A 12790-nucleotide genomic window follows, 5' to 3' on the forward strand; every position below is an offset into this window, starting at 1 on the left:
GTTCCTAGACAGCTCCACTCCACAACCGGAGGCCTTCACCTACCTACGACATCAGAGCGTGTCGTCACACAACCTCGACCAACCTCCCTGGACAGCACACCTAGGTCTCGGCGGACGCGCCCGCCCACGCGTCCGCGAGCTACTCGCCGCGCACCTCAGTCAGTAGCCCGGTTCGTCGCCGGCGGCGAGCCGGGCAGCCGCCTCGGCAGGCGTGTCGTCGTACCCCGGCCGGGCCACGAACACCGACTGGAAGAAGTATCCCTGCTCCTCGTCCGGGTCGTCATCGGCGGCGAACGGCCGCCACAGCGCGAGGTACAGCCCTCGGGCGGTGAACCCGTCGTCGTCCTCGTTCGCCACGAGGTCGACGTGACGGCGCAGTCGCGTCACGACCGCCGCGGCCGGCAGTCCGAAGACGTCCACGTCGTGGTAGCGCACCAGGTCCCGCTCCCCCGGACGCCACACCTCGATGGCGTTGACCCGCCCGTGCGTCGGTCCGACCCCGAAGCCGACGCTGAACCCCAGGCCGCTGGGCAGGTGCATGGCCAGCTCACCGTGTGCGGTCGGGGTCAGCCGGCCGAGCGTCTGGAGCGCCGCACGGGCCTCGTCGGCGGTCATGCCGAGCCGTAGCGGACCCACTCCGCGCGGTGGATCGAGAACGATCTCCATCGGCTGATCATCGCAGCCAGCTCCGCAGAAGATGGCGGGGGCCACCGCTGACCGCCGTCAGCAGCACCTCTCGTCCCAGCGCGGCTGCGCGCGGGTGACCCGACGGACGAAGCCGGTCGGGCCCGGGGTACGCGATGGATCGCACCCACCGGCCCGACCGGCTGACCGCGAGGTGGAGCGTGGCGACCGGCGTCAGCAGCCGAGCCGCTTGGTGGAGAGCGCGACGTCGTCGATCCAGAGGTCGAACTGGCCCGGGGTGGTCCCGCCCTGGTAGAGCTGCCAGCCGATCTTCACCGTGTTGACGGTCGGCAGGATGAACGGCACGTCGTTACCACCGTGCTCGGTGGTGGAGGCGGTCAGCTCCGGGTTGGTCACGCCGTCGAACCACACCGCGACCCGGTTGTCGGTCGGGTCGAGCTTCCACTCGACGCACTGCCAGGTGTCCTCGGTGACCGGGGCCGACTCCCGCCAGTTGGTCCAGTCGCCGGTCGGGCCACCGTCGGCGCCCACACCCCAGAAGATCCCCGGAACCGTCGGCGCGTACTGGCCACCGACCGGGCGGACGACCTCGGAGCTGCCGGCGCCGGTCGCCTCGACGAGCGTGAAGTGCGCCCAGTCCGGGCCGGTGGGGAAGGCATCGACGCGCAGCCGCATCCGACCGTAGAAGCGGTTGCCCGGCGCCGCGAAGTCGTCGATGCGCAGGAAGGCACGGCCGTTGTCGACGGTGCGGATGTGCAACACCTTGTTGCCCCGGTGGGCGCGCTCGACGGTGAACGTGCCGTTGCGGGTGTCGATGCCCCAGTCCAACGTGCTGGCACCGCCCGGCGGCAGACGTTCGAAGTCTTCGCAGAAGAGCAGGCCACGGGGGCACGAGCGCGGGCCGGCGGCCGACGCTCCGGCCGGCACGCTGCCGGCCGTGCTGCCGATGATCAGGGCGGCGGCGCACACCGCGAGGAAACGGCGCATGGTCATCCTCCAGGACACGGGGCCTCCACCCGCGCGGGCGGAGGCCGGAACAGCCTCCCCGGACACCCGGATGCTGCTCGCCTCGTCGCCGGTCTCGACCTGGCTCGTCGAGTGCTTCAGGCCGGCAGAGGTCGAATGGGCGAGGTCACGGGGACACGTGGTCGGGGCACGTACGGCGGACACCTGTCCGTCGTCGTGCGGCGGGCCCGACGATGCGGCGCGCGTCCGCCGACGCGGCGCGCCGCCGGCACTGCGCTGCTCCCGTGCTGGCCGATGCCAGCGCGGTTGCCCCCGCGCTGCGGCGATGACAGCCATTCCAGCACACCCGAAAGCGTCCGGCAATATCGACAGACGCCGCTTTCCGGGGTACTCGTGGCGTGCCCCGCCGACGCCCACGACGGCACCGGGCCGCCGGCGGGTGCGACCGAACGATCGCACCACCGGCCGGACCGGCTGGTGAGGAGCCTCGTGAGCTGGCTCAGAGGGTGAACACGACGGTGGAGATGCTGCGTGCGGGGACGTTGACGGTGGCCTGACCGCCGTTGACGCTTGTCGGTTGGCTGGCCGCGTTGGCGTTCTGCGAGGTGAGGTAGTGCTCGGCCCGGCTGACGTTCTGCGGGGCCTGGATCACGGCGTTGTTGACCGCGCTGTTCGAGCGGTTGAGCAGGACCAGAGTTATCTTGCCGTCGCCCTGGTAGGCGGTCACCTCCAGCGGCGAGGCCTTGGAGCTCTTTGTCAGGGCGACGCGCTGGTAGCCGGGGCGGACGTACTTGGCGTACTGGGAGAACGCGTACCCACGCTTGAGCGGCGCCCCCGCGACCGTGCCGTACGCGGACTCGCCGTCACCGATGAAGGAGTAGTAGCGCTTGCCGTACCACCAGATGTAGGCACTCCAGTTGGCCTCCATCGACTTGTGCACGGTACGCATGATGTCGTCGAGCGTCTCGTCCCAGACCGCCTGGTTGGCGGGGTTGCCCCAGATGTTGGAGCCGCTGCCGTCGGCCTCGTGGTGATTCCACTCGGTCATCCAGACCGGCTTGTTGTGCTGCTCGGCCAGGGAGTACGGCCGCAACCGACCCGCGTCCTCGGTGCCGTAGAGGTGGCCACCGATGTAGCCGATGTTGTTGCGGGCGGTCGTGTCGTTCAGGGTCGGATCGGTGTAGCCGTAGTTCAGGTTGACCGCCTCGGCGACCATCAGTTTGGTGTTCTGCACCCGCGCGCCCTGGTCACGGACGAAGGTGCGCAGCTCGGTGCCGCTCCAGTCCATCGAGTCGTAGTCCGGGTGCCAGTCCGGTTCGTTCTGCACCGAGGTGACGTCGATGGTCACCCCCTGGTTACGCATGTACTGGACGTAGCTGTTCAGGTGGTTGGCGTAGTCGTCGTAGTAGTCGGTCTTCAGCTTTCCGCCGTTGACCCGGCTGTTGTTCGTCTTCCACGCCGCCGGCGCGGTCCACGGTGAGGCGAGGATCTTCACCCCCGACCCGGACGACTTCGCCGTCTTCAACGAGTTCACGTGGGTCGCCCACTCGCTGGAGACGGGCGAGAGACCGGTCCGCACGATGGACAGGCCCAACTGGTTGGCGCCCATCCCGACCAGTGTCTGCGTCTCGGCCGTCGACCACGCGCTGCCCCAGATCGACTGGGCCGCCCCGAAGCCGTCGACGGTCTGGTATCTGGTGGCACTGTTCACCGTGATGTCCGCCGGCCCGTTCGGAGGCGGGGTGGTCGGGGGTGGATCGGTCGGCGGGGGCGTGGTCGGTGTCGTGCCTCCGGTGCAGGCCACCCCGTTCAGCGCGAAGCTGGTCGGGTCGGGGTTGCTACCGGTCCACGAGCCGTTGAAGCCGAACGAGGCGGTGCCGTTGGTGGCGACGCCGCCGTTGTAGCCGACGTTCCTCGCGGTGACCGCCGCGCCGCTCTGGGTCACCGTCGCGTTCCACGCCTGGGTCACCGTCTGTCCGGCGCCGTAGGACCAGGTGAGCGTCCAACCGGAGATCGCGTCACCGAGATTGGTGATGGTGACGTTGGCCCCGAAGCCGCCCTGCCACTGCGACGACACGGTGTAATCCACCGAACAGCCGGCAGCCGCCGCTCCGGCCGGCACGGCCGTGGCGACCGCGGCCGATGCCAGCAGGACGGCTCCCACCGACGTCAGGGCCATTGTGGTTCTTCTCGGTCTTCTCATCGACTTTCTCCTGGGGTGTTGGGGCCGCCCGGATCGACAGGCGGGCACAGCTGAGGGACGGTGTCGCCGGGTGCCGTCGGCGGGTGCAGCCGAACGTCGTGGACGTGCCCGAGGCGGTGCCGTCGGCGGAGTCCCGGCCGACAGCCGCACCTGGTGGAGAATCACCGCGGTTGAACCAGCACCCTGATGAGATCAGCTGCGAGGGCCATCGTTAGCGCTCACACGTGCGGCCCGTCGCACCCACCGCCGAAGTCATCGGTGTCGCGCCAGCGCCCGTGCTCCCGGACGACGCGCCGGCCTGCCCACATCGACCTTCGTGGATAGCCTGCTGCCCGTCAAGATGCGCCGAGCAGGTTTCGCGAAAGTCTTGTTTCGCGCCTCCACCATGGCCGGGCCCCACCGCAGGCACAACAGCGATCGGGACGAGTCGGGTGGCTATTCGCGGGCACGAAATGTTGTCGTGAACATTTCTGCGACGCGGCTGGCAAGCGGCGGCTGGGGCGTACCGACCGACCGGGCGGGTCAGCGCCCACCCGTAGAATTTCTCGCGTGATCGAGCAAGGTCAGGGGCGCTACTCCCGCAAGCCTTGGCGCGGTGACCTGCCCATCGCCACGATCGCCGAGCTGGCCGGGGTCTCCCCGCCGACCGTCTCCAAGGTCCTCAACGGTCGCGGCGGCGTGGGCGAGCAGACCCGGCAACGGGTGGAGGCGCTGCTGCGCGACCACGGCTACCGCCGACAACGGACCAGCGGCGCGGCCCGCTGCATCGAGGTGGTCTTCCACCAGATGCTGCCCTCGATCGCCATGGAGATCCTGCGCGGCGTGCAGGAGGTCGCCGGCCCGCGGGACCACACTGTCGGCTTCAGCGACATCCGACGTCGTGTCCTGGCGGGCCAGCCATGGGTGGAGTCGTTGCTGCTGCGCCAACCGACCGCCGTCATCACGGCGTTCGCCCTGGTCACCGCCGAGCACGGCAAACGCTTCGCGGCGGCCGGCATACCGCTGGTCGCCATCGATCCGACCGGTGACCTGTCGCCCACGCCCGCGGTCGGGGCCACCAACTGGAGTGGCGCTCTCGCCGCCACCCGGCACCTTCTCGACCTCGGCCACCGACGCATCGGCGTGATCACCGGCCCGGTCAACGACCTGTCCGCACGGGCTCGGCTGGACGGTTTCCGCGCCGCGCTGGATCACGCCGACGTCCCGCTCGACGAGACCCTCGAACGGCGCGGTGTCTTCAGCTTCGACGGTGGCCGCGAACTCGGCACCGAGCTGCTCGCCCGAGACGCGCCACCGACCGCTGTCGTCTGCGGCAACGACCTCCAGGCGCTCGGCGTCTATGCCGTGGCGCGCCAGCGCGGCCTGCGGATCCCGGAGGATCTCAGCGTCGTCGGCTTCGACGACATCGACCAGTCGGCGTGGCTCTCCCCGCCGCTGACCACGGTACGACAGCCCTTCGGCGAGATCGGCGCCACCGCCGCTCGGCTGGCCCTGGCCCTGGCCGACGGCGGTCGCCTGACCCAGGAGCGGTACGAACTCGGCACGACCCTCGTCGTGCGCAGCAGCACCGCACCGCCCGCCATCCGCTGACCCTGCTCACCATCGCGCTGGCCGCACCCGCCGAGGCCGGGCCGGGCAGGTACGACCGGATCAGGGCCTTGGCCCCGAACCAGGTGTGCCGGTGCCTCAGCGGGGCACGGACGGCCGCTCGGGGGGTTTACCTCGGGCACGCGTCATGTCGGCGATGGCGATACCGGCCAGCACGAGGACGGCGACGACGGCCACGGCCAGCGGCGGCAGCAGGAGCATGGCGGGCGAGATCCCGGCGAGCACGAGTGCGCCGATCACCCGGGAACGCGAGACCCGGGCGAACACCGCGTGTTCCACCAGGGCCCGCCCGATCAGGAACAGGAGCGGACCGCCGAGGATGGCGACGGTCCAGGCCACGTCGGTGGGCCCGAACGGACGTTCGATCACGAGTTCGTAGCCGACGGCGACCGCGACGGTGCCCGTGACCATGAGGACGTGCGCGGTGAACGCCTCCCGGATGAGACGCGCTGGTTCGGCGGCGGCGGCGAGCGCCTCGGGCAGCAACTGGCCGGCCTTGAAGAGGTAGACCCGAAACAGCAGCACCGTGGTGGCGAACGAGACAGCGAAGGCCGCGACGGCGCCAGGCTCCCGGAAGGAGGTGTCGCTGTAGGCCGAACCGGTCGTCAGGATCAGCTCGCCGAGCGCGATGATGAAGAACTGCCGGTAGCGCTCGGAGATGTACTCCGCGGAGACCGGCCACTGCTGCGGGGTGGCAAGGGTCCACGGGGCGGGGTAGAGGAGCAGCAGCGCCGTGCCGTCGATGGCGATGGCGAGCGCCCACAACAGCCCGCGAGCCGGGTCCGGCAGGATCGCGCCGGCGATCCACGGCACCGCGGACAGCGAGAACCAGAGCAGGACCCCAGCCGCGCGACGCTGCGCCTGGTGACCGCGCAGCGACGGCACGATGACGAGACCCCGAACGAGGTGGACGGCGACGTACGAGCCGGCGAACACCAGGCTCCCGTCACCGAACGCCCGGGGCACCGTGACCGCCATCGTTATGGCGCCGAGCATGGCCACGTAGACCAGCCCCTGTAGCTGCGGCGCCTGCGTGTCGTAGATGTCGGTGACCCAGGCCGTGACGAACCAGAGCAGGAGGAACGCCAAGAGCAACAGCAGCGTCTCGCCGGCTTCGAGGAGGACTGCCCGCGCCTCGCTGAGGTCCTCGACCAGCCGATGGGAGACCCGGTTCAGGGCGAAGACGAAGACCAGGTCGAAGAAGAGCTCCAGCAGGTTCGGCCGCTCCGGTTGCCCCGGCTTGCGGAGCAGCGCTGCCGCCCTCGTTGACATACGGCCGCCCGATCCTGCCGGATTCGCTCCCCCTTGCGGAATTGATACCACGCCCGGTGCCCCGTCGAGGTCGTTACGGGGCGGCCGGAAACAGGACTGACCTGGGGTACGCGACAGGGTGGCAGAACGTGAATCCCACCTAACCCGAGCATTCTCCCCCTAGGTTCGATGCGCAGGACGCAGCCGAACCGGGGAGAGACGTGGACAGCTATCCGGCGATCGAGGATCACGGGCTCATCGGCGACCTGCAGACCGCCGCGCTGGTGACCTGCGACGGGACGGTGGACTGGTTCTGCGCGCCGCGCTTCGACTCGCCGAGCATCTTCGCCGCGCTGCTGGACAAGGAGAAGGGTGGCTACTTCCGGATCGCGCCGTGCGACGTCGAGTACGTCACCAAACAGCTCTACCTGCCCGGCACGCCCATCCTGATCACCCGGTTCATCAGCGCCGACGGCGTGGCCGAGGTGATGGACTTCATGCCGGTCACCGGCGAGCGGGCCACCGACGCGCACCGCCTGGTCCGCATCGTCACCATGGTCCGGGGCAGCATGCGTTTCCGGGTGGAGTGCCGACCGCGGTTCGACTACGCCCGCGAAGAGCACCAGGTGGAGGCGCACCGCGCCGGCTTCGTCTTCCGCGGCCGGTCGGCGACGTTGACGTTCCACCCGGTCGATCCGGTACGACGGTTGATCTCCGAACGCGGCGACGTCCAGTTGGACGGCGGCGACCTCGTCGCGTACGGCACCCTGAACGAGGGCGACGCCGGCGGGGTGGTCCTGGAGACGGGCGGCAGCGAGCCGCGGGTCATCCCGCCGGAAGAGGTCCAGGGCATGTTCGAGTGGACCCGGGACTACTGGCGGCGCTGGCTGGAACGATCGCGCTACACCGGCCGCTGGCGGGAGATGGTCGAGCGCTCCGCCATCACGCTGAAACTCATGACGTACGCGCCGACCGGCGCGATGATCGCCGCACCCACCGCCGCGCTGCCCGAACTGGTGGGCGGAACCCGCAACTGGGACTACCGCTACACCTGGGTACGGGACACCTCGTTCTCGGTGCACGCGCTGCTCGGCCTCGGCTTCACCGAGGAGGTCAGCCGGTACATGGACTGGCTGGACGAGCGGATCCGCGAGGCCGGCGACCTGCAGGACCCGCTGAAGATCATGTACCGGGTGGACGGCTCCTCGGACCTGCACGAGGAGGTTCTCGACCACCTGGAGGGCTACCGGGGCTCGCGGCCGGTGCGGATCGGCAACGGCGCCGCCGACCAGCTCCAGCTCGACATCCACGGCGAGGCGCTGTACGCCATGCACCTCGCCGACGAGCAGGGCATTCGCGTCTCGCACCAGGTGTGGAAGAGCACCGTCCGGCTGGTCGACTGGCTCTGCCGGCACTGGGATCGGCCCGACGCCGGCATCTGGGAGAGCCGCCACCACCCCCGTAACTACACCTTCGGCCGGGTGATGTCCTGGGTCGCGCTGGACCGGGCCGTCCGCCTGGCCACCCGGACCGGCCGGCCCGGGGACGTCACCTGCTGGACCGAGCAGCGCAACCGCATCTACAACCAGGTCATGGAGCGCGGATACGACCGGGGTCGCGGCACCTTCGTGCAGGCGTACGACGAGAGCGTGCTGGACGCGGCGTTGCTCGCCATGCCGGCGGTCGGTTTCGTCACGCCGAGCGACCCGCTGTGGCAGTCCACCCTGGCCGCGATCGAACGTGAACTGGTCTCCGACAGCCTCGTTCACCGGTACGACCCGGTCCACTCCCCCGACGGCCTCCCCGGCCACGAGGGCACCTTCAACATGTGCACCTTCTGGTACGTCGAGGCGCTGGCCCGTTCCGGTCGCGTCGACGACGCCCGACTCACCTTCGAGAAGATGTTCACCTTCAGCAACCACCTCGGCCTGTACGCCGAGGAGATCGCGGCGACCGGGGAGCAGATCGGCAACTACCCCCAGGCGTTCAGCCACCTTTCGTTGATCAACTCGGCGCTGACCCTCAACGACCTGCTCGACGCCGAGGCCGACGCCCGGCGTCGCCGGTAGCGCGCTCCTGCCGGCCGGCGTCGGTGTCGCGCCGTTTCCCGGCGTTCGGAGCGGGGCAGTGATCAGCCCGACGGAAACTCGGCGGGAGGATGGAAAGCATGGAAATCGCTGGCTTCTTCAGCGCGATCATCATCGGCCTGATCATCGGCGTACTGGGCCGACTGATCCTGCCAGGTAAGCAGAACCTGTCGTTCCTGGTGACTCTCGCCGTGGGTGTGGTCGCCGCGATCGTCGGCACCCTCCTCGCCGGCGCCCTCGACGTCGACGACACCAGTGGCGTCGACTGGATCGAGCTGGGCCTGCAGCTCGCCTTCGCGGTGGCCGGCGTCGCCATCCTCGACCGCACCTACGGCCGCCGCACGCACTGACCACCACCGACGCGCGGGTCCGTCCGATCCCGGACCGGCCCGCGCACCCGGTCAGGACCCAGTGCGACGTTCGCGCAGCACGCAATGGTGCCGTGCCGACACTGGGAAGGTCTTGACGTCCCCGACGTGCGTCACGCATGGTCAGTCGACATCGACAGTCTCGAATGGCTCGACACGGGGGGACCGATGATGGCCTTCGTCAGCGCAGCCTCGGCGGCGGCTCTGCTGCTCCTGGCCACCGGCGGCGCATCCTACGGCCGGCCAGCGGCCGACCAGCCCTGCACCGGGCAGATCCACCCGAACCCGGGGTTCGAGCGCGGCACCACCGGCTGGACCGCCGGCCCCCGCATCGTCGTGTTCGGCGACGCGGTCCGGCCCGCGCACACCGGCCGCGCGTACGCCGCCTTCGCCGGGCTGGACGTGACGCGTAGCGACCTGCTGCGCACCACCGTGACCGTGCCGGCAAACTGCGACCTGACTGTCAGTTTCTGGGTCCGGACGACCACCACCGAGACCAGCCGCGGCGACTATCTGAACGTCGGGCTGGCGGTCACCGGGATACCCCCGAAGACGAGGTTCTCGCTGGCCTTCGACGGTGGGTCGCAGTGGCGGCAATACAGCATGTCGACCGGGACGGCGACCACCGAGCGCACCGCGACGATCAGCTTCCTGGCCAGCGAGACGGCCGGCAACGGTGCCACCGCCTTCGACGTCGACGACGTGACCTCCACGTTGAGCTGACCAGGGCGGGAGCGCCGAGACGGTCCTCGCCGCGGTGCGTCCGCGCGCGGCAGCGCGTCAGCTGTTGAACGACTGCGCGCCCAGTTCCCAGCGGCGCAGGTCGACCGGAGACTGCTTGGCCCGCATCGCCGCGATGTTCTCCCGCAGGCGGCGCAGGTGCACCGAGAACGCCTGCGGGTTCGCTCCACCCCACCGGTCGAAGACCTCCTCGGCCTCCGCGTTGTACTGGAACGCCTCGGTGCGGCGGCCCAGCTGCCAGAGGTACCCGCTGAGGTTCGCCAGCACGGCGGCCAGATCGAACTCGAAGGCCACCGCGCTGGCCCGGACGAGGTCCCGGAAGATCCCCACCGCCTCGTCGGCAGCCGCCACCGCGGCGTCCAGCTGCCCCAGCTCGGCGTGGCGCAGACCGACCGTGTTCAGGGTGAGTGCCAGCTCGGGCAGGTACACCGACGGCTCGTCGGCGCTGAGGCGGCGCCAGATCCGCTCCGCGCGGCGGACGGTCGCCAGCGCCTCCGCGCCCCGGTCCAGGTTCGCCTCGATCACCGCCAGGTTGGTGAGCGCCCCGGCCAGGCCCTGCTCGGCCCGCGCCGACCGGCGACCACCGGTGAACAACTCGACCGCCCGGCGCCCCGCCACCTCGGCCTTCTCGTGCGACTCAAGGTGCAACAACCGGAGCGCGAGATTGTCCAGCGCCCCCGCGAGCGCCCACCGGAACGACTCGACCTCGTCGCCCGGCCCCTCGGCCAGTGGGGTGAGCAGCTCCACCGCCCGTTCCGCACTGGCCAACGCCGCGCGGTGCCGGTTCACCGCGGCCAGTCGGTGCGCCCGCACGTGCAGGGCCAGGGCGAGCAGCGCGGACGTCTCCGCCGAGGCGGTGGCGGCCAGCGCGGCCTCGCCGGCCGCGACGGCCCTGTCAATCTGCTCCAGCGCCGCCGTGCGGTCCCCGGCATTGGCCAGCCGGCGCCCGTACGCGATGTGCAACCGGGCCCGTTCGGCCGGCTCCGGATCCTGGGCGAGGCGGTCCGCGGCGAGGCGGGCCACCACCTCGCGCGCCACGCTGTCGAAGTCGACGTGACGCCGGGGCGGCAGGAAGGGCTCGATCCGGGCCAGCAGCCCGACGTCCAGATCAGGCAGGTCGATGATCTTCGCGAGCACCGCCCCGCCGGCGGCGGTGGCGAGCGCCGGGTCGGCACGCAGGGCCGGCAGGAGCACCGAGGCGGCCACGTGCCGCCAGCCAGCCGCCACCTCGACGAGCACCGTGAGCGCGGCGGCCCGGACCCGCGCCGCCTGCTCGACGGCATGCCCGAACCGCGCAGCAACTCGCGGACCACCCCGACCGCCCACGGCTTCGCAGCGTACGACGACCAGCCGTGACCGGGGAGCGCCAACGCCAGGTACGCCTCGCCGAGGCGGTCGGGCTGCAACGGCTCCAACACCCACCCGGCGTTGCGGGGCGGATAGCAGGTCGAGTGGTCGGCCAGGAGTTGGGCTACCCGGCCCGGGTCGCTGCCCACACCGGCGCAGCCGATGACCGCCTGCCCCACGTAGTACGGGACGGGACCGGCCAGCATCGCGACGAGAACCGCGCGATCGAGCTGCTCGGCAGGGCTGGCGACGGCGTCGCCGGCCAGCAGCTGCCGCCAGTGCCCGATTTCCCGGTCGAGCAGGTAGCCGTACATGTCCACCAGGGTGGACGGTGCCCGTAGGGTCCGGTCGTGGCTGACCGCCACCGCGACCAGCGCAGCCAGTTGGAGACTCAGTGCCGATCCGTACGCGGGGTCGGCCAGATCCGGCGCGCGCACCGCGTCGATCCGGGACTGTGAGACGAGCGCGGCGAAACGGGCGGCGGCGGTGCGGAAGAGGCGTTCCCTGGATTCCAGGTCGGGTGCCAGCGGAGCCAGCTCGAACTCACCGACCGCCGCTCCCAGGGTGGCGCGCAGCCAGTGCCGCAACGCCTGCCACCAGTACCCCCCGGCGCGGGCCAGCACCAGCACCCGGACCGGGCCCGCACGATGCAGTCGAGGGTCGGTGAACAGGGCTAGCAGGTCACCGGCGGGCCACCAGTCGCCATGGTCGACGAGCACCAGGAGCCCGGCGGTGGCCCGGCGCCGATCGGCGGTGACGACGCGATCCGGCTCACCTGGATCACGGTGTGCCCGCAGCACCTCCCAGCCGGCCTGCCGGGCCGCGTCCGCGAACTGGTCGGCGAGGCGCGTCTTGCCCTGGCCACCGGGCGCATGGATCAACTGCACCGCGCGGTCCGGCCGGTCGGGGCCGGGGGTCAACCACCGCCACAGCGACCGCTGCTCCTCGTCGCGGCCGAGGAATCGGACCACCCGGTGTCGCGCGTCGAGCAGCTCGGCGAGGCGCAGCGTCTCCGCCGGACGGGGCGTCCCGCCGGTCACCGCCCGCAGTCGATAGCGCGGCAGCCCGACCGTGACGTCGCCGGCGACGAGCCCGGAGATGGCGATGCTGCCCGGGGCGTCGGCCCAGGCGTCGCCGGTTTCGGTGAGGGAGTACCCGGCCGAGGTCGGCAGGTCGGAGTGATCGCGGCTCATCGGACGCGGCGAACGATTCCGCTGATCGCCTGGGCACCGTCTTCGGCCGTGACGGCCCCGGTGTCGGAGACCTCCATCGGCGTGCCGTCGCCGGCCGGGGCGTCGATCCCCGAGTTGGCGTAACCGCTCCCCCGCGCCCGGGCCGACCCGGTGCCGCGGGCCCGGACTCCGGACCGGGTCGCCGGCAGAGCGGCCCAGAGCGCCACCCCGACACCGGCGAGGCCCGCCAACGCGGACACCGCGGTCGCGACCCGGTCGGCCGAGTCCCAGCGCAGCACGACAAAGGTGGTCGCCAGCACGGCGACCAGCAGACCGGTGATCAACAACACCAGGTGACGACGGGGTCTCATAGGGTCATCGTGACGTGCCCGTCAAGTCACC

General features: G+C 70.9%; 11 protein-coding genes. 4 read left to right on the forward strand and 7 right to left on the reverse strand.

The annotated features are described in order from the left end of the window. Positions 1–159 precede the first annotated feature (159 nt). The 3 genes from JM949_RS11545 to JM949_RS11555 form a co-directional block, all read right to left on the reverse strand. Positions 160–666 carry a hypothetical protein gene (locus tag JM949_RS11545; protein ID WP_203148382.1) on the reverse strand — a complete coding sequence of 169 codons (507 nt, stop codon included), beginning with the start codon at positions 664–666 and terminating at the stop codon, positions 160–162. 192 nt (positions 667–858) lie between these two features. After that, positions 859–1650 carry a hypothetical protein gene (locus JM949_RS11550; RefSeq protein WP_309232114.1) on the reverse strand — a complete coding sequence of 264 codons (792 nt, stop codon included), beginning with the start codon at positions 1648–1650 and terminating at the stop codon, positions 859–861. Positions 1651–2110: 460 nt separating this feature from the next. Then, on the reverse strand, positions 2111–3790 hold the full coding sequence (locus JM949_RS11555; RefSeq protein ID WP_407664732.1) for a cellulose binding domain-containing protein: 1680 nt from the start codon (positions 3788–3790) through the stop codon (positions 2111–2113). Between the two features lie 573 nt (positions 3791–4363). On the opposite strand from JM949_RS11555, the gene JM949_RS11560 reads away from it, so the two are divergent. Continuing rightward, positions 4364–5404: a LacI family DNA-binding transcriptional regulator gene (locus tag JM949_RS11560; RefSeq protein ID WP_203148384.1), complete on the forward strand. Its 1041-nt coding sequence runs from the start codon at positions 4364–4366 to the stop codon at positions 5402–5404. A 96-nt stretch (positions 5405–5500) separates the two neighbouring features. On the opposite strand, the gene JM949_RS11565 is transcribed toward JM949_RS11560, so the two are convergent. Further along, on the reverse strand, positions 5501–6694 hold the full coding sequence (locus JM949_RS11565) for a low temperature requirement protein A (RefSeq protein WP_203148385.1): 1194 nt from the start codon (positions 6692–6694) through the stop codon (positions 5501–5503). A 200-nt stretch (positions 6695–6894) separates the two neighbouring features. Here JM949_RS11565 and JM949_RS11570 point away from each other — a divergent pair, with 200 nt between their 5' ends. From JM949_RS11570 to JM949_RS11580, 3 genes are all read left to right on the forward strand, one after another. Beyond that, on the forward strand, positions 6895–8742 hold the full coding sequence (locus JM949_RS11570; protein ID WP_203148386.1) for a glycoside hydrolase family 15 protein: 1848 nt from the start codon (positions 6895–6897) through the stop codon (positions 8740–8742). Positions 8743–8840: 98 nt separating this feature from the next. Next, positions 8841–9110, forward strand: a complete 270-nt coding sequence (locus JM949_RS11575; protein ID WP_203148387.1) for a GlsB/YeaQ/YmgE family stress response membrane protein — start codon at positions 8841–8843, stop codon at positions 9108–9110. Between the two features lie 189 nt (positions 9111–9299). Further along, positions 9300–9851, forward strand: a complete 552-nt coding sequence (locus tag JM949_RS11580) for a hypothetical protein (protein WP_238432991.1) — start codon at positions 9300–9302, stop codon at positions 9849–9851. Between the two features lie 57 nt (positions 9852–9908). Here the strand turns inward: JM949_RS11580 and JM949_RS11585 are convergent, their stop codons facing one another. From JM949_RS11585 to JM949_RS11595, 3 genes are read right to left on the reverse strand one after another with little or no spacing between them, the layout of a single operon-like run. Continuing rightward, complete coding sequence (locus JM949_RS11585; protein WP_203148389.1) at positions 9909–10658, reverse strand: tetratricopeptide repeat protein; 750 nt, start codon at positions 10656–10658, stop codon at positions 9909–9911. Then, on the reverse strand, positions 10655–12409 hold the full coding sequence (locus JM949_RS11590) for a P-loop NTPase family protein (RefSeq protein ID WP_203148390.1): 1755 nt from the start codon (positions 12407–12409) through the stop codon (positions 10655–10657). Before JM949_RS11590 ends, JM949_RS11585 begins: the two co-directional genes overlap by 4 nt. Then, positions 12406–12759 carry a hypothetical protein gene (locus JM949_RS11595; RefSeq protein WP_203148391.1) on the reverse strand — a complete coding sequence of 118 codons (354 nt, stop codon included), beginning with the start codon at positions 12757–12759 and terminating at the stop codon, positions 12406–12408. Before JM949_RS11595 ends, JM949_RS11590 begins: the two co-directional genes overlap by 4 nt. Positions 12760–12790 lie beyond the last annotated feature (31 nt).

The sequence above is a fragment of the Micromonospora tarensis genome, from assembly GCF_016803395.1.
GTDB classification, from domain to species: Bacteria; Actinomycetota; Actinomycetes; order Mycobacteriales; family Micromonosporaceae; genus Micromonospora; species Micromonospora tarensis.

Coding starts and splice junctions, on each gene's coding strand:
- JM949_RS11590 (WP_203148390.1), bottom strand. CDS start 12,409: ATGAGCCGCGATCACTCCGACCTGCCGACCTCGGCCGGGTACTCCCTC.
- JM949_RS11580 (WP_238432991.1), top strand. CDS start 9,300: ATGGCCTTCGTCAGCGCAGCCTCGGCGGCGGCTCTGCTGCTCCTGGCC.
- JM949_RS11565 (WP_203148385.1), bottom strand. CDS start 6,694: ATGTCAACGAGGGCGGCAGCGCTGCTCCGCAAGCCGGGGCAACCGGAG.
- JM949_RS11595 (WP_203148391.1), bottom strand. CDS start 12,759: ATGAGACCCCGTCGTCACCTGGTGTTGTTGATCACCGGTCTGCTGGTC.
- JM949_RS11575 (WP_203148387.1), top strand. CDS start 8,841: ATGGAAATCGCTGGCTTCTTCAGCGCGATCATCATCGGCCTGATCATC.
- JM949_RS11555 (WP_407664732.1), bottom strand. CDS start 3,790: ATGGCCCTGACGTCGGTGGGAGCCGTCCTGCTGGCATCGGCCGCGGTC.
- JM949_RS11545 (WP_203148382.1), bottom strand. CDS start 666: ATGGAGATCGTTCTCGATCCACCGCGCGGAGTGGGTCCGCTACGGCTC.